The 21,377-nt window shown below is 45.6% G+C and carries 16 protein-coding genes, 1 tRNA gene and 3 rRNA genes; 2 read left to right on the forward strand and 18 right to left on the reverse strand.

The window, feature by feature from the left end; genetic code table 11:
* From ACRRS0_RS19205 to ACRRS0_RS19255, 11 genes are all read right to left on the reverse strand, one after another.
* Complete coding sequence (locus ACRRS0_RS19205; protein WP_432455977.1) at nucleotides 1-339, reverse strand: hypothetical protein; 339 nt, start codon at nucleotides 337-339, stop codon at nucleotides 1-3.
* Nucleotides 332-985, reverse strand: coding sequence for a hypothetical protein (locus ACRRS0_RS19210; RefSeq protein ID WP_432455976.1), 654 nt, complete (start codon nucleotides 983-985; stop codon nucleotides 332-334). The genes ACRRS0_RS19205 and ACRRS0_RS19210 overlap by 8 nt, the downstream gene beginning before the upstream one ends.
* Entirely contained in the window at nucleotides 978-1,589 is a 612-nt protein-coding gene (locus tag ACRRS0_RS19215) for a PilN domain-containing protein (protein ID WP_432455975.1), read from the reverse strand. The genes ACRRS0_RS19210 and ACRRS0_RS19215 overlap by 8 nt, the downstream gene beginning before the upstream one ends.
* Nucleotides 1,586-2,413: a hypothetical protein gene (locus ACRRS0_RS19220; protein WP_432455974.1), complete on the reverse strand. Its 828-nt coding sequence runs from the start codon at nucleotides 2,411-2,413 to the stop codon at nucleotides 1,586-1,588. Before ACRRS0_RS19220 ends, ACRRS0_RS19215 begins: the two co-directional genes overlap by 4 nt.
* A gap of 404 nt (nucleotides 2,414-2,817) precedes the next feature.
* Nucleotides 2,818-4,710, reverse strand: coding sequence for an EAL domain-containing protein (locus tag ACRRS0_RS19225; protein WP_432455973.1), 1,893 nt, complete (start codon nucleotides 4,708-4,710; stop codon nucleotides 2,818-2,820).
* A 343-nt stretch (nucleotides 4,711-5,053) separates the two neighbouring features.
* Nucleotides 5,054-5,548, reverse strand: coding sequence for an acetolactate synthase small subunit (gene ilvN, locus ACRRS0_RS19230; protein WP_432455972.1), 495 nt, complete (start codon nucleotides 5,546-5,548; stop codon nucleotides 5,054-5,056).
* On the reverse strand, nucleotides 5,548-7,266 hold the full coding sequence (locus ACRRS0_RS19235) for an acetolactate synthase 3 large subunit (RefSeq protein WP_432455971.1): 1,719 nt from the start codon (nucleotides 7,264-7,266) through the stop codon (nucleotides 5,548-5,550). The genes ilvN and ACRRS0_RS19235 overlap by 1 nt, the downstream gene beginning before the upstream one ends.
* 281 nt (nucleotides 7,267-7,547) lie before the next feature.
* Nucleotides 7,548-7,703 carry a hypothetical protein gene (locus ACRRS0_RS19240; RefSeq protein ID WP_432455970.1) on the reverse strand — a complete coding sequence of 52 codons (156 nt, stop codon included), beginning with the start codon at nucleotides 7,701-7,703 and terminating at the stop codon, nucleotides 7,548-7,550.
* An 18-nt stretch (nucleotides 7,704-7,721) separates the two neighbouring features.
* Nucleotides 7,722-8,828, reverse strand: a complete 1,107-nt coding sequence (locus tag ACRRS0_RS19245; RefSeq protein WP_432455969.1) for an MJ1255/VC2487 family glycosyltransferase — start codon at nucleotides 8,826-8,828, stop codon at nucleotides 7,722-7,724.
* 18 nt (nucleotides 8,829-8,846) lie between these two features.
* Nucleotides 8,847-9,335: a phosphatase PAP2 family protein gene (locus tag ACRRS0_RS19250; RefSeq protein WP_432455968.1), complete on the reverse strand. Its 489-nt coding sequence runs from the start codon at nucleotides 9,333-9,335 to the stop codon at nucleotides 8,847-8,849.
* 264 nt (nucleotides 9,336-9,599) lie between these two features.
* Nucleotides 9,600-10,247 (reverse strand): short chain dehydrogenase, encoded by a 648-nt coding sequence (locus tag ACRRS0_RS19255; protein WP_432455967.1) that lies wholly within the window; start codon nucleotides 10,245-10,247, stop codon nucleotides 9,600-9,602.
* Nucleotides 10,248-10,431: 184 nt separating this feature from the next.
* Between ACRRS0_RS19255 and leuA the strand changes: the two genes are divergently transcribed.
* Both leuA and ACRRS0_RS19265 read left to right on the forward strand, forming a co-directional pair.
* On the forward strand, nucleotides 10,432-12,006 hold the full coding sequence (gene leuA, locus ACRRS0_RS19260) for a 2-isopropylmalate synthase (RefSeq protein WP_432455966.1): 1,575 nt from the start codon (nucleotides 10,432-10,434) through the stop codon (nucleotides 12,004-12,006).
* A 22-nt stretch (nucleotides 12,007-12,028) separates the two neighbouring features.
* Nucleotides 12,029-12,994, forward strand: a complete 966-nt coding sequence (locus tag ACRRS0_RS19265) for a hypothetical protein (RefSeq protein WP_432455965.1) — start codon at nucleotides 12,029-12,031, stop codon at nucleotides 12,992-12,994.
* Here the strand turns inward: ACRRS0_RS19265 and ACRRS0_RS19270 are convergent.
* The 7 genes from ACRRS0_RS19270 to ACRRS0_RS19300 all read right to left on the reverse strand — a co-directional run bounded on the left by ACRRS0_RS19270 (nucleotide 12,978) and on the right by ACRRS0_RS19300 (nucleotide 21,024).
* The gene (locus ACRRS0_RS19270) at nucleotides 12,978-13,250 is read right to left on the reverse strand and encodes a PilZ domain-containing protein (RefSeq protein WP_432455964.1); all 273 of its coding nucleotides are present in this window, start codon (nucleotides 13,248-13,250) and stop codon (nucleotides 12,978-12,980) included. The two genes, ACRRS0_RS19265 and ACRRS0_RS19270, sit on opposite strands and share 17 nt — an antisense overlap.
* A gap of 11 nt (nucleotides 13,251-13,261) precedes the next feature.
* Nucleotides 13,262-14,647, reverse strand: a complete 1,386-nt coding sequence (locus ACRRS0_RS19275; RefSeq protein ID WP_432455963.1) for a PhoH family protein — start codon at nucleotides 14,645-14,647, stop codon at nucleotides 13,262-13,264.
* Between the two features lie 120 nt (nucleotides 14,648-14,767).
* Nucleotides 14,768-15,424, reverse strand: coding sequence for a hypothetical protein (locus ACRRS0_RS19280; RefSeq protein ID WP_432455962.1), 657 nt, complete (start codon nucleotides 15,422-15,424; stop codon nucleotides 14,768-14,770).
* Between the two features lie 139 nt (nucleotides 15,425-15,563).
* Nucleotides 15,564-15,679 (reverse strand): 5S ribosomal RNA (rrf, locus tag ACRRS0_RS19285).
* A 111-nt stretch (nucleotides 15,680-15,790) separates the two neighbouring features.
* A 23S ribosomal RNA gene (locus ACRRS0_RS19290) occupies nucleotides 15,791-18,678 on the reverse strand.
* A 242-nt stretch (nucleotides 18,679-18,920) separates the two neighbouring features.
* Nucleotides 18,921-18,996 (reverse strand) — tRNA-Glu (locus ACRRS0_RS19295).
* A gap of 225 nt (nucleotides 18,997-19,221) precedes the next feature.
* Nucleotides 19,222-21,024, reverse strand: a 16S ribosomal RNA gene (locus ACRRS0_RS19300).
* The 16S, 23S and 5S rRNA genes sit together here with 1 tRNA gene alongside, the layout of an rRNA operon.
* Nucleotides 21,025-21,377: the final 353 nt, after the last annotated feature.

Consider the following 21,377-nt stretch of genomic DNA (forward strand, 5'->3'; position numbering starts at 1 on the left):
TTACTGCCCCTGTACCACGGAATCTTTCACTGAAACTGTATCGAGTTGAATTCGATATGATTGATTTGATTTCACTAAAACGACATAACCTTGGGCAACGCGAACTAAGCTAAACCCATCAATCTTCTGATTTAATGCCACAAAACGCTGATTAAGAACCGCACCGGTTTGAGAACCGCCCACAATCACCGCCTGCAAACTCGGTAACACTAATGTCGCCTTCGCGATTGTCTGACCCAGCTCACGAGGTGGCGCAGTTGGATCACTTAAGCTGTTCGCCCAAGCAACGCCTTGTATCATTGTCGCTATCATCACAATAGCCATCATTTGCTTAAGCACTAATAAAGTCCTTATGACTACTTAAGGTATAAATATCGATAGTAATATTGGCCCGTGGATACGCATCAACCTGATACTCAATTAATTGCCACAAGAATCGTTGCGGTAAGGCTTCTACTTTTTGTAAATATTTTAATAGAGGAAAGTAGCCCCCGGTAAGTTTAAGCCGGATCCCATGACGATAAAAATTCAAGCTATTATCACTCTCTTCCTCGCGAGTTAATACCGGTTCTGGTGCGATGGAATCTAGCGACAACAGTTGCAAGCCTTCACTATGTTGCAGTAATTGTTCTAAAACTTCGGCCATTTTCCCAACTGGAATTAAACCCGCTTGCTGAATAGCCAACTGACGGTCAATCTGGCCAGACTGCGCTCTTAGCTGAGCGACTTGGCGCTGAAGCTCTGCATTGGGATCTTCAGCGAGTTTACGCTGACTATAATCGATCTGTATTTGGTTTTCTTTTAACTCGGCACTCAGTCGAATAAACGCTGTCTTCGCCTTAGCTTGCTGCAAGCTCATTGGTTCTAACCAGAAATAATAAGCCGGAAAACTCAATACCACGAAACCCGAGATAAGGATTAAGGCTCGCTCTCGTAAACTTAAGCTGGCAAAGCGCTGTTGCCATTGCTGCCAACGCTCAGTCATGCGCCCCCCTCAAGTCAGGCTGAAGTTCGGCGGAAGCACTCAAACTAAACTGTAATTGCTGTTGCTCATCGCGCTGAATCGTTAAAGCCGAAAATTGTCGTTTAGCCAGTTCCGGATAATCCTGAAACTGCTTTAACCACTTCGGCACGGCATCACTAGTTGCTGACTGACCACTTAATGCCATGGTGTCACCTTGAATATAAATGTGACTCAACCAAACCTGATTATCATGGATCGAGGCAAGCGCTCGCAGCGTCGCTGAAAATCCTTTATTGGTATCAGTCTGATTTTTTAAACGCTGTTGCAGCAAACGCTTCAACTTTAATTGTTGCTGTTGTAAGGCCGAGTCGCGCTGTAAGTCTGGGTTTAGCGAGCGAGCTTCGAGCGCCTGTTTTAATGTGCTCAATTCCTGACTTTGTAAGGTCACTAATTGTCGCTGCTGGCTCGCCTTATCAATCGCGATTTGAGTTTGCGTTTGCAGCCAAAAACCATACGCTATCAGCACAATCCCAAGCACGAACCAAAGCAGTATGCTTTGTCTTAATGACACCCGCTCCTTTTGTGCGTGAAATTCCTCGGTATAGAAGTTAATTCTGGTTTTCACGACAATACCCCAGTATCAAGTCCGCCAAGCACTGGTAAACGATAGTAATGTTCGCTCTCGCCAATGGCATCCAGAGACAATAAATTCACTTTGGGCCCCAGGTTATGTTGCAATTGAACGGCAATTTCGTCACAAAAACGGCTCGGGATCGCTAATTGAATCAAACTCACTTCAGGCAGTTTGAGAGTCGCACTGATGTAGTCAATGGAACGCTGCAATTCAAGGCTTAAACTATCAAAAAAGTTTTGCGTAAACTCTATCTCCTGCATTCGACCTAAACTAGAAAATGCTCGCAGCTGGCGACTAAAGCAGATCTGACCTTGACGCACCACGCTTAATTCAAGATCACGTCCCTTGGCTTGCCACAGCAACATTTGACAACGCTCATTGGCTTCCAACAAGTTCGCGGTTGCAATGCTTTCGATGGTGATCCCTTGAAGCTTCAGTCCTTGTTCTTTAGCTAAAGCAACTAGTTGGCGAATAATCGGTTTACTCACACAAACCACATTCAGCTTTTCTGCGGTCATCGGCGCAACTGGTATTTGGTAGTAATCGACCACTAATTCTTGAACTGGTTCCGCCACCATATCCTTAATGGTCCAAGGAACTGCATCCGCCAGCTCCTCTTGCGCGACATTAGGCTTTTCGACTTGAAACTGCTGATAGTGCTGATTGCCCAAAACAAATACAATTTGATGCTCGTTGCCGATGCCAGCCTCTTTACATAAAGATGCAAAAACTTCAGGCCACTGCTCTATGGAAGTCACCGCCTTCTCAAAAATCTGCTGCTGTTGATTGGCGACCACCACCAGATCAGATCGCATATAGGCGCTGCTACAAAGTTTGCTTTTTTTGCTTCGCCAAAATGCTAAGTCCATCGTATATTCCCATCGCCCGCTTGCGCTTCTATGTCTCAATTTAGTCTAAACTTTTCTTTTATTTTTGAAAGCATTGGCTAACAAATATGTGCTAGTTCTCCAGATAATAAGCCCTTAAGTCCGGTTTCTCTTTCAAGATGTTTACCGAGGATTTAGCAAACCTTGATACAAGACAGAGCTTGGGTAATATTAGCATTCAACTTTAGCTGAACATAAGATCTGGAATATAAAGCCCAAACCTAGCCAGAAAACTAAACGAAGCGTAGTTTATGGCTATTTTATTCCCAGAAACGATTCAATAATATTCACTTCGCTCGGCACTTCAAACTCAACTCAGGGCTTAAAATGAATTAAATCGCTTCCGGTTTGGAAAATAAAAAGCCCTGCACGCAATGAATACCTAAACGTTGTAATACTCGCCACTCTTCGTTGCGTTCAACCCCAACAGCGATCACTTTCACCCGACCCGCACAACTGGCGATAATAGAGCTTACCGCTAATTGATTGACCTGACGAATTTGAATATCACGCACTAAGCTGGTATGTAACTTTAAATACTCCAGTGTAAGCTCACCAAGGTACTGAGTACTGACGACTTGCTGACCAGCCCGCTCTACAGCGAGTTTAATGCCCTTTTTATTGAGCGCTTTGAGCCTAAGCATCTGGGTATCATTTAACTGAGAGAGTTGAATTTCGGTGAACTCTAAAATCAGCTTTTGACACTCTCTAGCTGGGCGGTCAAAAATCCATTGCAATAATTCGCGCATCACCGACTGTTTGATAACCGTTGCAATATTTAGATTCACACTAATCGGATCACTTGAGAACCTCACTTGTTGCATCGCAAAACTGAGCGCATGATGGTCAAACTCGGCCTGTAAACCACTTTTCTCTGCCCAAGGTAAAAATACACCGGCATTAATCACTTCCCCTTGATAATCGGTGATCCTCGACAACAGCTCTTGATAACACACATCACCGTCTTCATCATATACCGACTGATGATAGTAATGCAGACCATCATTACTCAGGACATGCTGTAACAAAGTTCGCCAGCGAACCGAGCCCTTTCCTGTTTGAGTTGAATTCAACTTACGAGAGATGACATGCCAAGCATTATGACGTTGCATCTGTGCCACACGCAAAGCGTCTTCGGCTTGTTCAATGACCTGTTGTGCACCATCCCCATATTGATAACCAGCAATACCGATATAGAAAAAGTCATCGGCATTAACCACTTCTGGCAACGCAATCCGCTCCAACAATTTTAAAATGCCAGCAGCAGTATCTTCCGCTTCATCCAAAGTCGACAGCGGTAATAACAAAGCAAAGGCATCACCACTATAACGAGCCAAATTCACTTCGATATTGCGTTGCGTATATTGTTTTAAAACCTGGGCGCTTTGCTGCAAAATAGCGTCACCTTCACTACGCGCGTACTGGTAATTTACATCGTCCATACCGCGCAAATAAATCAGCAGCACTGCACCCGTGTGGGCATCAGCGTCGGTAATTTCGGCTTCCAATTGATTATAAAAATGAGTGCGATTAGAGAGTTGGGTGAGTTCATCAACAAAGGCATTATTACGAATAATACAATCAAAACGACTCCGCTCTTGACGCGCCTCTATCAACTCGGTAATTAATTGTTCCAATGCCTTGCTGGCTGCATTCGGCCACTCTTTTGCACTGCCAACTTGCGCATCTCGCAAGCGCCCAGCCAAGATGCGATTACCTCGAGTCTGTAATAACTCTGCGCCATGCATGATATTTTTCAACCAACGAAATACCACAACCAAGCCCAGAGCAACAATCACTAAACCGCCACCAATCCCAAGCATGGCCTCGGGCTCATAAGTCAATTGCTTAAACGGTCGTTCCACCCAGATTTGTACGCTGAAGTCAGGGTGAGCCACTAAAGGATAGCGGTAAGAAATTAAGCGATTACTGTTCCCCGTATAATTTAGTTCACGAAAGGTATAGAGCACACCACCACGATTAGACACTTCTAAAGCCTGAATATTATGCGCTCTTAACCAACTGGGTAACCACTGCGCAAATTCCGGAGTATCGGGTTGTACACTTAACTGACCATCAATCACTTCTACAACGGAGTGCAATTGCTGTTGTTGTTGATTGAAGGCTAACTGACGAAAGGTTAATCCACCACCAAGTAATACCAACAATACTGCAACCACGACGCAGCTAATGGTAAAAATAATAATCCGATTGGAGAATTTCATGCTTGGTGTTCCTCACCATCTAGGCCGTCGATTTACCATCCCTTAACATCAACAAGGCCTGTTGGTCTCTGGAGGTCAGTAATTTTTGTTCAAGTCACTGCTTTTTAAGCATGAAGAAAAGTTTGCCACAGCGTAAACCAAATCAATACTTATCAATTTCCTTTCAATAAGAAAACAGTCGCGCCTTCGGACGGAACTCGTCGCCCATCAATGCAACATTTACGGTGATCCGTATCGATAGAACACATCAGCTTCTAGAGTATATCAGTTATTCATCAAGGAGTTGTCTGTACAAATAAAAAAGACCAGCCAAGGCTGGTCTTCAACCTAGAATTTAAGCAAGCTATGGGCGTAGCATACGCTCACCACGGCTAATACCACATACGCCACTACGCACCACTTCTAAGATTTCGGTGGATTGAGACAGGGTCTTCAAGCAAGCGTCTAACTTGGCACTGTCACCACTAAGCTGCATTACATACAGACTCGGAGTCACATCGACAATTTGCCCCCGGAAAATATCACAAGTTCGCATCACCTCTTCTCGCAGACTACCTGCGGCTCGAACCTTAACCAACATGATCTCGCGTTCCACATGGTCCGCTTCGGTAAGGACCGATACCTTAAGCACATCAACTAACTTGTTTAGCTGCTTGGTAATTTGCTCAATTGTATTGTCATCACCAAAGCTACAAATACTCATTCGTGACAGAGTGGGATCTTCGGTGGTAGATACCGTAAGTGAATCGATATTAAAACCGCGCTGTGAGAATAAACCAGTTACTCGAGATAAAGCACCGGCTTCATTTTCTAATAAAACTGAAATAATTCGGCGCATTATGTTCTCTCCGTTTTACTTAACCACATATCTTTCATCGCTTCGGTTTTAATTTGCATCGGATAAACATGTTCTTCTGGATCAACTAAAATATCCATGAATACCACCCGATCTTTCATCGAAAAGGCTTTTTCCATTGCAGCATCTAGCTCATCAGGATGGTTCACTTGGATCCCTACATGACCATAAGCCTCGGCCAACTTCACAAAATCAGGCACCGAGTCCATGTAAGAGTGAGATTGGCGACCATCGTAGAACATTTTCTGCCACTGCTTCACCATACCTAAAGAGCGGTTATTAAGAGATACAATTACAACCGGCACATTGTACTGCAAGCAAGTCGACAACTCTTGAATGTTCATTTGAATCGAACCATCTCCCGTCACACAGGCGACGGTGGCGTCAGGGAAGGCAAATTTAACCCCCATTGCCGCAGGAAAGCCAAAGCCCATCGTTCCCAAACCGCCGGAGTTGATCCAACGACGCGGTTTATCAAAAGGATAATAGAGCGCAGCAAACATTTGATGCTGACCAACATCGGAGGCGACATAAGCCTCTCCTTTGGTTACTCGGTACATCGATTCAATCACTTGCTGTGGTTTAATCAAGCTATCGCTTTTTGCATAAGTTAAACATTCACGAGCACGCCACTGTTCAACTTTTACCCACCACTGTTCAATCGCATCCGCATCATTTTTTGCGCCCGTTTCTTCGATCAAATCAAGCATTTGATTGAGTACCGCATCTACCGAACCAACGATTGGAATATCAGCATGCACTGTCTTCGAAATTGAAGTGGGATCAATGTCGATATGCAAAATAGTGGCATTAGGACAAAACTTAGCGACATTGTTGGTCACTCGGTCATCAAAGCGAGCGCCGACGGCAAAAATTACATCGGCATGATGCATGACCATATTCGCTTCATAGGTGCCATGCATCCCCAACATACCCAAAAAGCGAGGATCAGTTGAAGGAAACGCACCTAAACCCATCAATGTTGAAGTGACAGGCACATTCAGCAAATCGACCAGTTTACCGATCTGTTCACCAGCATCGGCAGTAATCGCACCACCACCAATATACAAGACCGGTTGTACGGCCTGATACAGAGCCTTAACGGCTTTCTTAATTTGTCCTTTATGGCCAGTCAGCGTCGGATTATAAGAGCGCATACTCACTGACTTAGGGTATTCATAAGGAAATTTAAGTAATGGATTTTGCACATCTTTTGGCAAATCAATCACCACCGGACCAGGACGCCCAGTGGCAGCGATGTAATAGGCTTTCTTAATTGCCGCTGGAATATCTTCAGCTTTTTTGACTAAAAAGCTATGTTTGACCACTGGTCGAGAGACACCGATCATATCAGTCTCTTGGAATGCGTCTTGGCCGATCAAAGTGGTTGGCACCTGACCCGATAAAATCACCAACGGAATTGAATCCATGTAGGCTGTGGCAATACCTGTAATCGTATTCGTCGCGCCAGGGCCAGAAGTCACAAGCACGGTACCAACTTCTCCAGTTGCACGTGCGTAACCATCGGCCATATGGACCGCGGCCTGCTCGTGTCTAACCAAAATATGCTCAATATCACTGCTATCGAAGAGTGCGTCGTAAACATCTAGTACTGAGCCGCCAGGGTAACCAAAAATATGTTTAATACCCTGATCTTGCAAACAGCGGACGACCATTTCGGCGCCGGATAACTTCTCCATGTTCAAGCCTCCAGGCTTTATTTATTGTCATTGTGGGATAACTTCATTGTGTTGCGGAAAATGGGACATAAAATCCAGCCTTCCAAGGCTAGCACTGTAACGTTTCTTGCCCCCTAGCGTCTACGCTTTTGTCTGCTCTTTCTGCGGTTTTCGGTGGCAAATCATATAAATTCTTCATCCCTTACTAGGCAACAATAAGTTGATTAACCTAAAATAAAAACAAAAAACCAGACAGTAATCTAATACCATCTGGCCTCTCAGTACGTAACATAAGTTGTTTTTCAATTTATAGCATCATGCTCTTCCGTTAACCATATTTTTTGCTCGGGATCCGTATCCTCACTCAAAGAAATACTGACCCCCATATCATATAATTCTTGAATGGTCATATTATTGGCTAATTCCATGACTTCGCCGTCTTCATTAATGAAACGCATCTCTCTCTCCTCGTAGCACTAACCCCATACTTTTATTTTAGACAATGTATTCTCGCTTGCGGTTTTATCTTGGATAATATTTGTCATCATCTGTTGGCTGCTCGCAGGATAACTCACTTGCCGCCACATGGCGCTAGCCATTGATGACAGTTCAAGCCACTCTCCAGACTGAATATATTCCGCTAAAATGGCCGCAACATTGGGATAATGGACAGGCTCAGCTTGCTCCTGCTGCAACCAAGCATCCAATTGATAAGGGTCTAAGTTATCGGTTACCTGAGCCAAATTTAGGCTTTGTAGAGTATAAGCATTACTCTGCTGCTCAAACTGGCCGATCAGTGGTTTCACTAATAGTTTTTTACCTGCAGCCATTGCTTCAGATGGCAACTCAAACCCTGCATTACAAAATACCCCGGCACAGGCACTCAAATGAGAGAGAAAAGTCTGCCTAGCGATGGGTTGAAATTGAATATTCTCATCTTCACCTACATGGCTGATATCTGGATGAAAACAAACAAACTGATAAGTACTAAAACGACGCAGTAATAGTTTGATCTGTGCTAAAGATTCAAAGGGTAAATACACCAGTATCTTGCCATGATTACTAATATTGCTTAAAGGCTCGACTAAAGGCGGAATAATAGGCTGCTGGTTATCACACCAATGTACACCAAGGTTATACTCACAAGGTGCAAAGTAGCGGATCAACAATTGATTCCAATAGCTCATTTGTTTACAGGGTACATCGTATAAAAACGCAGCTTGATGAGAGATCGATAAACTCTTCAAGCCTTGTTGCTTCGCAGCCCAAGCACTGACTGGTTCAAAATCATTGATCAGTAGATCATAAGCAGATAAATCTAAGCCCGTGACATCCTTTCTAAATTGCTTGAGCGATAAGTTTTTTAAGGTCTCCCAACGATCAATCTTACCGCCATGGTGATAAAAACTAATCCCTTTCACGGCGCGATAATCACCAAACTCTGGTACTTCTGGCAATGCTCCTACTCGTCCAGACATCAGCACATCGAGCTTAATACCACGCTGCTTCAACGCAGCACAAAGTAGCCTAGCGCGTGTAATATGACCATTACCAGTACCCTGGACACCATAAAGAATTCGCATCGTTGTCATCACCTAATTCTAATTTATGCTACTTACAATCAGCAGACCCAAACCAGCGCCAGCAACCACATCACTAATAAAATGAACGCCAAGCAATACCCGGGAACAGGCGATTAAACTCGCCCAGGTAAATGCAAACATCCCCCATGTAGGGAACACCTGAGCGATACAACTCGCCATCACAAAAGCACCGGCACTATGCCCTGAGGGAAAACTGAAACGATCGGAAGGGCGAATAAACACTGGCAGCGCTTGCGGGCGGTCACGACGAAACACTTGCTTAAGCAATAAATAACACAACAACTCCAAGGCGTAAGCGGGTAGAGATAAACTGATGAATGCTTCGGCGTGGGAGGTGAAAGCAATCACGCCTGCAAATAAGGCGTAGTAATAACCATCTCCGGAATGTGACACAATTTTAGCCAAACTAGCGACTTGCCGATTAAAGCGATGCCCTAAACAGCTAGCTGATATGGCGTAATCCCACTGGTGTAATCGTTGTAACATAGCAAGCTCCATCCATGAGTTTTAACTCCAGACTGAAGATATTGCTTTACCGGGAAATGAACATAGTTTGACAAAACGATGACAAGAGACCTTCAGTTGACAATAAACACAATAAAATAAGCATTCTCTCGGTAGTAACGCGAACAACAAGTTTCTACTGGGGCCATGCTCACAGCAAGAAACGAAAAACGAAGCGATCATTTAGCTGAATAACCCGGCTCGCCCATCCAACCAGTCCGATTGATTCGAATCAACAACCAACGATTAATACAGCGCCTCACCTTGGAAGATCTGCTTTTGCTGCGGTGCTGTATCATTCGCATGACGCAACATACAACGGGCAAGGCTGTTGGCAGAAGTGCCTCGCCACGCCCTAAATGGAGAATACTGAGCACGAAATAGCGGTTGTAACACCGCAACCAGTTGTTCCGAAGTTCTTGGTTCCCGACGTTGACCCAGTAAAGGCCCTGGGCGAAAAATCATTAGCCGTTTAAACAACAAATGCGTGAGCGCTTGTTCTAGTTCGCCTTTGATTCTTAGATAATGAAAAACAGATGCAGGATTCGCCATGCGACTGGAAATTAACAAACAATCTTCAATACCATTGCGCTTCGCCGCAATCGAAAAATCTAGCGGTAACTCGTAATCAATCTGTCGCATTGCCGCTCGGCTCCCTGCTTGACGCAAAGTCGTTCCTAAGCAGATAAACAAGCTATGCCCTTTAATCTGTGATTGCCAGATGGGCAGTTGGGTAAAATCAACTACATGTAGGTCTAGCTTCGACGAATTTAGATCCATCGACCGGCGACTAAATACCTTCACCTTTGCCCATTGCGGATCAGCGAGTAACTGTTTAACCAGCGCCAATCCGACGAGGCCCGTGGCACCAATCACGATAGCAGTTTTATTCAAATTGTTACTCCATACTCAATGCTGCTCAAAGAGATTAGTTGAATTAGATGTTAGCCAGTAAGATGTGGGCTTGCTAAAATAGCAAAACAAGATTGCATGGCCAGCTAAGCGAAAAAAATAATAAACCGTAATAACGGTCCATGCTGTTACGCAAACACCACTAATCATAGACAAGGATTAATGAATGTCAGACCTAGTCAAAATTTTTGATACGACGCTACGTGATGGCGAACAGGCGCTCGCCGCCAGTTTAACCGTGAAAGAAAAGCTACAAATTGCTTTTGCCTTAGAGCGTTTAGGTGTCGACATCATGGAAGTCGGCTTTCCTATATCCTCACCCGGTGATTTTGAATCAGTGCAAACCATTGCGCGCGAAATCAAAAATTCCACGGTATGTGCTCTGTCTCGCGCCCTCCCCAAAGACATTGATGTCGCAGCAGAAGCGTTAAAAGTCGCCGAAGCCTTCCGCATCCACACCTTTATTTCGACTTCAACCGTACACGTCGAAAGCAAACTCAAGCGTAGCTTCGATGACGTATTGGCGATGGCTGTATCCGCAGTCAAGCATGCGCGAAACTATACCAATGATGTTGAGTTCTCCTGCGAAGACGCGGGACGAACCCCGATCGATAATTTATGTCGCATGGTCGAGGCGGCAATTAAAGCCGGTGCCACGACGGTCAATATTCCTGATACCGTGGGCTACACCGTCCCCAGTGAGTTCGGCGGAATCATCAGCAAGCTATTTAACCGAGTCCCCAATATCGACCAAGCCATAATTTCTGTTCACTGCCATGACGATTTAGGGCTCTCGGTAGCCAACTCCATTAGCGCCATTCAACAGGGGGCACGACAAATCGAATGTACCCTAAATGGAATAGGTGAACGAGCAGGTAACTGTTCTCTAGAAGAAGTGGCCATGATCATTAATACCCGAAAAGATCAACTGGACGGCCTTCGCACCAATATTAAGTCACAAGAAATTTACCGTGCAAGCCAACTGGTAAGCCACTTATGCAATATGCCAGTGCAAGCTAATAAGGCCATTGTTGGTAGTAATGCCTTCTCGCACTCTTCTGGGATCCACCAAGATGGTATGTTGAAGAACGAAAATACCTACGAGATCATGACCCCTGAAAGCATCGGCTTAAATAAAAATAGTCTTAACCTGACCTCTCGCTCTGGTCGCCATGTGATAAAACACCGAATGCAAGAATTAGGATATAACGAAACCGACTACGATCTCGACGAACTCTACGAGAGCTTCTTAGGCTTGGCCGACCGCAAAGGTCAAGTATTTGATTATGATCTTGAAGCTCTCGTCTTTTTTAATAACTTACAAGATGATACCGAGTTCTATCGGTTGGACTACCTAAGCGCTCAAAGCGGCTCAGATGTGGTCTCAACTGCAACAGTGAAACTGGTCTCAGGTGAACACACATTCCTAGAGGCATCCACTGGAAACGGCCCCATTGATGCCGCATATCGTTGCTTACGAAAAATTACCGGTTACGATATAAAAATAGATGACTACACCATCGAAGCGGCGGGAGGCGGTACCACCACTGCAGCCAAAACAGATATAAAAGATGCTTTAGGGAAGGCTGATATTGTTGCGAACTATCAAGGGCGTAAATATCATGGCATGGGACTCGCGACCGACATTGTCGAAGCCTCAGCCAAAGCTTTTGTGCATGTTTTGAACCACATTCATCGTGCCGAGCAAGTCGCGAAACAAAAGCAGTCTAGACTAGGCTAATAAAAACCACACTGGAGAAGCAATGCACAAAACTTGGCTATGGCTATTGATCTTCTCCAGTATTTTGACGCCCTTGAGTCAAGCCAAACAATTGCTCTTCGAACGTAAGCAAAGCCATTATCAATATTTATGGCAAGATCACCAAGGCCAAAAACAACAACTACAGTTCGAACTGCTCGGCTACCCGATTCAACTGACTAAATTCATCCAATACCGACCCAAACAGGCACAGCAATATATTTTAAATAAACTCAAACCAGAGTTGGATAAGCTCGATCCTAAGCAGGCAAGGGTTAGCATAAGTAGCAGTCATAACCAGTTCAGTTTTCAAATACAAGGCTATGACCAAGTCTTCATTGACCAGCTAGTGGCGCAGATCAACAGCCACAGTGACAAGTTCTATCAAGACTATCTACAGCAGCAATATTTTATTGAACAAACCATCAGTGATAGTAGCACTGCAATCATGCCTGATCACAATAGATTCGCGAAAGAGAGTGCGAAGTATCTAACAAGTTGGCTCAACAGTAGTCTCAATGCCATTAACAAAGACCCAGTTCCGCTGAGAGAGATAACTAATTACTTACTGAGTTTTGTTCAATCGATCCCCTACAATCAACTCCGTTCGAAAGATAATCTACGCGGAGCTGGTTATCTCACTCCCATTCAAGTGCTGCGGAATAATCAAGGAGACTGTGATAGCAAAACCACGCTACTCGCCAGCGCGTTGAAATATTTATATCCGCGCTTGGGGGTCGCTATTATCTATGTACCGAACCATGCCTTGCTCGCCTTAGGTATTCCCCCACGAGCAAACGATGAAACGGTAAACGTTGCGGGAAAAACCATGGTTTTAGCCGAACCAACAGGCCCAGCCTTGTATGCACTCGGTAAAGTTTCCGACAGCAGTGCGCAAGCCATACGCTCGGGGATCTACAGCTACCAGCGCATGGATTGGGTGCCGCCAAAATTTAAGAGAGAGAAGTAAACTCTATCGCATAATCAGCACTACTATTAGCACGAACCACTTTTCCTTTAGCGGAAAATGGTGCCACACCTTGGCCACTCAGAGCAACTTCCACCTCATCACCAAGTTGCAGTGTGAGGTCTTTGACACTAATCCCCATACCCGTTGCACTTAAGTCTTTACACAGGCCAGCATAACTATGCTGACCCACCCAAATCTTGAGCTCTGCATTAATCAACATACGATGAAATGCGCGCTTCTCCGCTTCTCCGATCATTGCCTTACCTTCTATAGTTTTTCTTCAGCAAACGAGGCTAAACGGCTCCTCACTACACCATTTAAGTAAACGTTCGCGCTCCCTTCAAAATCTTTAAAACGCTCTACGATATAGGTTAAACCGGACGTAACTGCCGATAAATAATTACTATCGATTTGCGCCAGATTACCACAGCATACCAATTTGGTGCCCTCACCGCAGCGGGTAATAATCGTTTTCAGCTGGGAAGCTGTCAAATTTTGACACTCATCCAAAAAAACAAAGGAATTTTGAATGCTGCGTCCGCGCATAAAGTTCACCGACTTGAACTGAATATTAGCCTTTTCCATAATATAACTCATCGAACCTGACATCGATTCATCATGCTTATGTAACACTTCCAGAGTATCCGTGATAGCGGCTAGCCATGGTGCCATTTTCTCCTCTTCAGTACCCGGTAAGAAGCCAATAGACTCGGCGATTTCAGGTGTATTACGAGTCACGATAATCTTATCGTAAATGCCTTTCTCAACAACCATTTCCAAGGCTGCTGCCATTGCCAGTAGAGTTTTACCGCAACCAGCTGGTCCAGTCAGAATAACCAAATCTATCGTTGGATCGAGTAGCGCATCAAAAGCCATTCCTTGATATATATTCTTAGGATGAACTCCCCAGGCGTGTTTGCCCATTAAGCGTTCATAGCCCAAATCAAGCAACTCAGTCTTATCTTCGGTCTTACTCATAACCCGCGCTGCGAAGCTTTTCGTATCATCGATCAAGTATTGATTCACATAGCAAGGCCCAACAATTTCTGTATCAATCACATGATGAGTATCACGTCCTTCAGAGCTACTATCACAATCCTTCACTCGTCCCCAGAAACTACCTTCAAATTCAACGAAGCCTTTAGCTAACAAACGAATATCATCAATTAATTGATCCGTACGATAATCTTCAACATGTTCGAGCCCAGCCCCTTTGGCTTTAAGCCGCATATTAATATCTTTGGTGACTAAGACCACCTGGCGAGGTGCGTGTTTTTGTTGTAAATAAATTGCCGCGTTGATAATTCGATTATCTGGCTCATCAGCGGTAAAGTTGCGCTGCTCCTTTTCTAAGGTATGGTCCGCAAAGATAGACACCTTGCCCGAGACCTGATTATCGGCATCATTTTTAAGTTCAACGCCATGAATAATCTGCTCGGGAGATGCCGAAGCAAACACATCTTCCAGAGCCCGAATTGCCACTCGAGCATCACGAGCAACATCTTTTTGTCGATCTTTAATCCGATCTAGCTCTTCTAATACTGTCATGGGAATAATGACATCATGTTCTTGAAAGGAATATATTGCGAGGGGTTCGTGCAGCAGCACATTGGTGTCGAGGATGAATAGTTTACTTGAGGAATTATTTTGCATATTTGCCCTCCATAGGCCCATATCCGATTTAACAATCGTGCAAACCTTCAATCTCAGGCTAATTCATCCGGATCGGCTTTACAAATAAATCCTTTACAACCGTCATCAACCGCTCAAAAATCAACCAAGCCAACCGTTTATGATTCTATCAACTTTGTGCCAATAAGGTACTTCGTCGTCACTAGCTTTCCTTAATTCAATATCAACTTTACCTTGTGTAGCCCTCTTGGTTTCAGCTGGAACTTGATTGTTTTGATAAGAGAACTCTTCGGCTAAGTTTTTTCTGAAGTTCTCATTATCTACATCCCCAGTCATAATAACTAAGTATTTTGCACCATCTAACATTTTCAATGGAAACCAACCCGCTGCGTAATAAGAAAGTAATGACTGCTCTATATGCATTCGTACAGTAAGCGCCTTAATCGGCTTGTGGTGTTCGTCCAACGCTATGAATACTGGAAGAAAATACCGGGAACCTAATAAACCGTCCCCTGAGATGTAAGTTTTAATTTTTAAATATTTACCTTCTAATTCAGGCAATTGATAGGCTTTAAAAAAACTACGTTTACCAACGAATTCTTTAACATTAGAATTTGGGCCAAACTTCAATGAATGCATACCGAAGGTTAATTCTTCAAAGTCCATATCAGCATAAGAAGAGCAACAAATAACCGCTTCTTCTAATTCTAGTTTCCGAGATTCTTCAGTAGAGGCACATGCGCTCAGGAGTAAAATTGCACTAACCATCATAACTGTTGAGAAAAGTTTAGCCTTCATAGAAATCCTTTTGTGAGATTAGTGTATTACTCAATTTCACATACTAACATTTATCTCAACATATTGAAAAATTTGGAGTTTAAACTAAATCGCAGGCAATAAAAAAGCCCTCGTCGTCAGACGAGGGCTTAGTATAGGCGCCTGGCAGTGACCTACTTTCACATGGGGAGACCCCACACTATCATCGGCGCAGTTGCGTTTCACTTCTGAGTTCGGCATGGGTTCAGGTGGTTCCACAACGCTATTGCCACCAGGCAAAAACTTGTTGTCTTTAACATTCGAAAAAACTGATATATCCCACGAGCATAACAAGCACTCTTGGTTTCTAAAATAAAGTATCTATAAGCAACACCCTTTAGGTGTTGTATGGTTAAGCCTCACGGGTAATTAGTACAAGTTAGCTCAATGCCTCACAGCACTTACACACCTTGCCTATCAACGTTGTAGTCTCCAACGGCCCTTCAGAGGACTTAAAGTCCTAGTGAGAATTAATCTCAAGGCCTGCTTCCCGCTTAGATGCTTTCAGCGGTTATCAGTTCCGAACGTAGCTACTGGGCAATGCTATTGGCATAACAACCCAAACACCAGCGGTTCGTCCACTCCGGTCCTCTCGTACTAGGAGCAGCTCCCTTCAATTCTCAAACGCCCACGGCAGATAGGGACCGAACTGTCTCACGACGTTCTAAACCCAGCTCGCGTACCACTTTAAATGGCGAACAGCCATACCCTTGGGACCGACTTCAGCCCCAGGATGTGATGAGCCGACATCGAGGTGCCAAACACCGCCGTCGATATGAACTCTTGGGCGGTATCAGCCTGTTATCCCCGGAGTACCTTTTATCCGTTGAGCGATGGCCCTTCCATACAGAACCACCGGATCACTATGACCTACTTTCGTACCTGCTCGACGTGTCTGTCTCGCAGTTAAGCTGGCTTATGCCATTGCACTAACCGTACGATGTCCGACCGTACTTAGCCAACCTTCGTGCTCCTCCGTTACTCTTTGGGAGGAGACCGCCCCAGTCAAACTACCCACCAGACACTGTCCGCATCCCGGATAACGGGACAACGTTAGAACATCAACACTACAAGGGTGGTATTTCAAGGTCGGCTCCACATCATCTAGCGACAACGCTTCAAAGCCTCCCACCTATCCTACACATGTAGGGTCAATGTTCAGTGTCAAGCTGTAGTAAAGGTTCACGGGGTCTTTCCGTCTAGCCGCGGGTACACCGCATCTTCACGGCAATTTCAATTTCACTGAGTCTCGGGTGGAGACAGCTTGGCCATCATTACGCCATTCGTGCAGGTCGGAACTTACCCGACAAGGAATTTCGCTACCTTAGGACCGTTATAGTTACGGCCGCCGTTTACCGGGGCTTCGATCAATAGCTTCGCTTGCGCTAACCACATCAATTAACCTTCCGGCACCGGGCAGGCGTCACACCGTATACGTCATCTTTCGATTTAGCACAGTGCTGTGTTTTTAATAAACAGTTGCAGCCAACTGGTATCTGCGACTGCCGTCAGCTTAGGGAGCAAGTCCCATCACCAACAGCAGCGTACCTTCTCCCGAAGTTACGGTACCATTTTGCCTAGTTCCTTCACCCGAGTTCTCTCAAGCGCCTTGGTATTCTCTACCCAACCACCTGTGTCGGTTTGGGGTACGGTTTCGTATAATCTGAAGCTTAGAGACTTTTCCTGGAAGCAGGGCATCAACCACTTCATCACCTTAGTGACTCGTCATCAATCCTCAGCCTTAGACACCCGGATTTTCCTAAGTGTCCAGCCTACAACCTTAAACGCGGACTACCAATCGCCGCGCTGGCCTAGCCTTCTCCGTCCTCCCATCGCAATTATACGAAGTACAGGAATATTAACCTGTTTCCCATCGACTACACTTTTCAGTCTCGCCTTAGGGGCCGACTCACCCTGCTCTGATTAACATTGAACAGGAAACCTTGGTCTTTCGGCGAGGGGGCTTTTCACCCCCTTTATCGTTACTCATGTCAACATTCGCACTTCTGATACCTCCAGCAATCCTTACGAATCACCTTCAACGGCTTACAGAACGCTCCTCTACCGCACTTGCAAAGCAAGTACCCGTAGCTTCGGTGCATAGCTTAGCCCCGTTACATCTTCCGCGCAGGCCGACTCGACCAGTGAGCTATTACGCTTTCTTTAAATGATGGCTGCTTCTAAGCCAACATCCTGGCTGTCTAAGCCTTCCCACATCGTTTCCCACTTAGCTATGACTTTGGGACCTTAGCTGACGGTCTGGGTTGTTTCCCTTTTCACGACGGACGTTAGCACCCGCCGTGTGTCTCCCGGATAGTACTTAGTGGTATTCGGAGTTTGCAAAGGGTTGGTAAGTCGGGATGACCCCCTAGCCTTAACAGTGCTCTACCCCCACTAGTATTCGTCCGAGGCGCTACCTAAATAGCTTTCGAGGAGAACCAGCTATCTCCCGGTTTGATTGGCCTTTCACCCCCAGCCACAAGTCATCCGCTAATTTTTCAACATTAGTCGGTTCGGTCCTCCAATTGGTGTTACCCAATCTTCAACCTGCCCATGGCTAGATCACCGGGTTTCGGGTCTAATCCCAGCAACTATGCGCGCAGTTAACACTCGGTTTCCCTACGGCTCCGCTATTCGCTTAACCTTGCTACTGAAATTAAGTCGTTGACCCATTATACAAAAGGTACGCAGTCACCCCACAAAGAGGCTCCCACTGCTTGTACGTATACGGTTTCAGGTTCTATTTCACTCCCCTCACAGGGGTTCTTTTCGCCTTTCCCTCACGGTACTGGTTCACTATCGGTCAGTCAGGAGTATTTAGCCTTGGAGGATGGTCCCCCCATATTCAGACAACATATCACGTGTGCCGTCCTACTCGTTTTCACTTCAAATCACCTTTCGTGTACGGGGCTATCACCCGCTACGGCCAAACTTTCCAGCTTGTTCCACTAAATTATAAGAAGCTTAAGGGCTAATCCGGGTTCGCTCGCCGCTACTACCAGAATCTCGGTTGATTTCTTTTCCTCCGGGTACTTAGATGTTTCAGTTCCCCGGGTTCGCCTCGTAACGCTATGTATTCACGTTACGATACTGCATAAAATGCAGTGGGTTTCCCCATTCGGAAATCCATGTCTATTACGTCTTTTATCGACTCAACATGGCTTATCGCAGATTAACACGTCCTTCATCGCCTCTGACTGCCAAGGCATCCACCGTATACGCTTAGTCACTTAACCATACAACACCTAAATGTTGTCGCTTAAATCACTTGAATGGTCAGGCTGTATAAATCCTGCCACTCGAGTACGATCACCTTATTTTTTTGAATACCAAAAACACTTGTTATTTCACTCGTATTTTTGAGATATTTTTTATCAGCTTTTCCAAATTGTTAAAGAGCATTCGGCTTCTTAGAAACCAAAGCTAAGCACTGTATCAACATAATGCTTAGCTTTATTTTCTTAAACCAAGAGAGAAATGGTATCCCGTACGAGATTTGAACTCGTGTTACCGCCGTGAAAGGGCGGTGTCCTAGGCCTCTAGACGAACGGGACATTTCTTGACTTGTTCTTTGTCCTTATCGCCGCGTTATGCCGCCGTCTTCAGTCGGTTATGTAGTCTACTACACGCCCTCCTTCAGCCGTTGCATGCCTTGCGCTAAGCACAAAGCCCGTCGCAATAAAGCTTCGAACCTTCTAACCTAACCTAGGTCAGACTTCTCTCTTCACTTTTCATCAAGCAATCTGTGTGAACACGTCACAAAACATAAACGTTCATAATAAGGAGGTGATCCAGCCCCAGGTTCCCCTAGGGCTACCTTGTTACGACTTCACCCCAGTCATGAACCACAAAGTGGTGAGCGTCCTCCCGAAGGTTAAACTACCCACTTCTTTTGCAGCCCACTCCCATGGTGTGACGGGCGGTGTGTACAAGGCCCGGGAACGTATTCACCGTGGCATTCTGATCCACGATTACTAGCGATTCCGACTTCACGGAGTCGAGTTGCAGACTCCGATCCGGACTACGACATGCTTTCTGGGGTCCGCTTGCTCTCGCGAGGTCGCATCCCTCTGTACATGCCATTGTAGCACGTGTGTAGCCCTGCCCGTAAGGGCCATGATGACTTGACGTCGTCCCCACCTTCCTCCGGTTTATCACCGGCAGTCTCCCTAGAGTTCCCACCATCACGTGCTGGCAAATAAGGATAAGGGTTGCGCTCGTTGCGGGACTTAACCCAACATCTCACGACACGAGCTGACGACAGCCATGCAGCACCTGTATCTAAGCTCCCGAAGGCACCAATCCATCTCTGGAAAGTTCTTAGTATGTCAAGGGCAGGTAAGGTTCTTCGCGTTGCATCGAATTAAACCACATGCTCCACCGCTTGTGCGGGCCCCCGTCAATTCATTTGAGTTTTAACCTTGCGGCCGTACTCCCCAGGCGGTCTACTTAATGCGTTAGCTGCGTTACCCACGGGTTAAACCCACAGACAACTAGTAGACATCGTTTACGGCGTGGACTACCAGGGTATCTAATCCTGTTTGCTCCCCACGCTTTCGTACATGAGCGTCAGTTTTTGTCCAGGTGGCCGCCTTCGCCACTGGTATTCCTTCAGATCTCTACGCATTTCACCGCTACACCTGAAATTCTACCACCCTCTACAAAACTCTAGCTTCCCAGTTCCAAATGCCATTCCCAGGTTGAGCCCGGGGATTTCACATCTGGCTTAAAAAGCCGCCTGCGTACGCTTTACGCCCAGTAATTCCGATTAACGCTCGGACCCTCCGTATTACCGCGGCTGCTGGCACGGAGTTAGCCGGTCCTTCTTCTGTCGCTAACGTCAAACAATATACGTATTAAGCATATTGCCTTCCTCACAACTGAAAGTGCTTTACAACCCGAAGGCCTTCTTCACACACGCGGCATGGCTGCATCAGGCTTTCGCCCATTGTGCAATATTCCCCACTGCTGCCTCCCGTAGGAGTCTGGGCCGTGTCTCAGTCCCAGTGTGGCTGATCATCCTCTCAAACCAGCTAGGGATCGTCGCCTTGGTGAGCCATTACCCCACCAACTAGCTAATCCCACTTGGGCTAATCTCTACGCGAAAGGTCCGAAGATCCCCTCCTTTGGTAAGGTTGTAGCTCGATACTATTTTCTTTTTTTGTTGTAAGCAAAATTGATGGTCACGAGGCATCGTTTGCCGCCTTTATGCTCATAAAGGCAAAAGCGATAACGACGTTAACAGCGATTTTGCGACCAACCCTTCGGGCTAGGCACCAAATCAACTTATATCTCGTCTCTCAATCTTGCTTTAGCACACTAAAGCTTCACTCTCGCTCCTCATCTAAGATGATGTGGTGCGCTAGCAAAACTAGAAAATAACATTGAGCTACAACCTCACATTATGCGGTATTAGCAGTCGTTTCCAACTGTTGTCCCCCACGTAAAGGCATATTCCCAAGCATTACTCACCCGTCCGCCGCTCGTCATCTTCTAGCAAGCTAGAAATGTTACCGCTCGACTTGCATGTGTTAAGCCTGCCGCCAGCGTTCAATCTGAGCCATGATCAAACTCTTCAATCAAAGTTTTTTCGCTCAAAGTAAATACTGAAATTATTACTGTTAAAACAGTGTGTCACTCCAGTCCACTTAAGCTAATTTTTTTCGCTTAGTGCTCTGTGAGTGCTCACACAGATTGCTTGATAAATTGTTAAAGAGCGTTGCTTCTTGCGAAGCGAGGTGCGCATTCTACGCCATCCTCGGTGACTGTCAACCGCTTTTTTCAATCTTTTCCGAAGAACTTTTCTAAGGAAAGTTTGAAGCGTTTAACCGCCGCTGATAAAGCCTCAGGCCTTACCAACCCTGACCGCTTGCTGCTGCGCTATTGCGTGCTGCCCGCCGTGTCAGTGGAGTCGCATTATAGGGATCCGCGCTTA

Source organism: Agarivorans sp. QJM3NY_29, from assembly GCF_050870835.2.
Classification (GTDB): Bacteria; Pseudomonadota; Gammaproteobacteria; order Enterobacterales; family Celerinatantimonadaceae; genus Agarivorans.